The sequence below is a fragment of the Neoroseomonas rubea genome (genome assembly GCF_016106015.1).
Lineage (GTDB): Bacteria > Pseudomonadota > Alphaproteobacteria > Acetobacterales > Acetobacteraceae > Neoroseomonas > Neoroseomonas rubea.
The window spans coordinates 1-1,432 of record NZ_JACADQ010000574.1; the positions used below are offsets into that span (position 1 = coordinate 1).

Here is a 1,432-nt window from a genome sequence, read left to right on the forward strand (position 1 = left end):
GCTTCATGGCGCTGATGCCGGGGATGCCGCTGCTGCCCTTCCTCGCGCTGGCGGGCGCCGCGGGTGCCGGCGCCTGGGCCAAGCACCGCGCGGCGAACGCGCCGCCGCCGCCGCCGGAGTTGCCGCCGCCCCCGGGCGATGCGCCGATCGCCGATGCGCTGCGCATCGACCTGCTGCGGCTCGAACTCGGCTACGGCCTCCTGTCTCTGGCCGCCGGCGACGCGCCCCGGCTGACCGAGCAGATCAAGGGCCTGCGCCGGTCCATCGCGCAGGAGATGGGCTTCGTGCTGCCCTCCGTCCGCATCCAGGACAACCTCTCCCTCGCGCCCGACACCTATGCGATCCGGGTGAAGGAGATCGAGGCCGGCCGCGGCCAGCTGCGCCCGCCCCTGCTCCTCGCGATCGACCCGACGGGTGGCGTGCCGAACCTGCCCGGCGAGCGCTGCAACGAGCCCACCTTCGGCCTGCCCGCCCTGTGGATCGAGGAAGCGCGGCGGGAGGAAGCGCTGGCCCGCGGCTGCACCGTGGTGGACGCGGCGGGCGTCGTCGCGACCCACATCACCGAGCTGGTGCGGGAGAACATGGCCGAGCTGCTCTCCTTCGCCGAGACGCAGAAGCTGCTCGACGACCTGCCGGCCGAGCACCGCAAGCTGGTCGCCGACCTGGTGCCTCAGCAGATCGGCGTCGGTGGCATCCAGCGCGTGCTGCAGGCTCTGCTGTCCGAGCGCGTGTCCATCCGCGACCTGCCGACCATCCTCGAAGGCATCCAGGAAGCCTGCGCGGCGGGCGCGCGGACGGTGCCGGGCATCCTCGCCATCGTGCGTGTGCGGCTGGCGCGGCAATTGTCGGACGCGGCGCGCGGCCCGCAGGGCTACGTGCCCATGGTGACGCTGACAGCCGATTGGGAAGTCGCCTTCACCGAGGCGCTGATCGGCCCGCCGGAGGAGCGCCAGCTGGCCATGGCGCCGTCGCGCCTGTCGGAGTTCATGGAGCGCATCCGCGCCGTCTTCGATGCAGCGACCGCGGCGGGGGAACAGCCGGCGCTGGTCTGCTCGGGCCCGATCCGCCCGCATGTGCGCGCGATCGTCGAACGCTTCCGCCCCTCCACCATGGTGCTCGCGCATACCGAGATCCACCCGCGCGCGCGCATCCGCACGGTAGGTAGCCTCTGATGCGCATCCGGGTCTTCCGTGCCGCGCGCATGGCCGACGCGATGGCAATGCTGCGCGAGGAACTCGGCGAGGAGGCGGTCATCCTCGACACGCGCCGCGCCGGCGGCGGCGTCGAGATCACCGCGGCGCTGGAGGCCGAGGAGCCGGTGCTGATCCCGCCCGCCGCCGCGATCGCCACGCTGCCGACCGCCGCGCCGCCGGCGGCGCCCGTCACCGGCCCCCTCGCCTTCCACAACGCCCCGCCCAGCCTTGCCGCGGCG

General features: G+C 74.0%; 1 protein-coding gene and 1 pseudogene. Both read left to right on the top strand.

Annotation, left to right across the window (positions count from 1 at the left end):
- The coding region (locus HW577_RS24980) for an FHIPEP family type III secretion protein (protein ID WP_198378791.1) at positions 1-1,172 on the top strand (1,172 nt) is incomplete at its 5' end.
- Positions 1,172-1,432, top strand: a pseudogene (locus HW577_RS24985) (hypothetical protein); the annotation flags it as partial. The gene HW577_RS24980 and the pseudogene HW577_RS24985, both read left to right, overlap by 1 nt.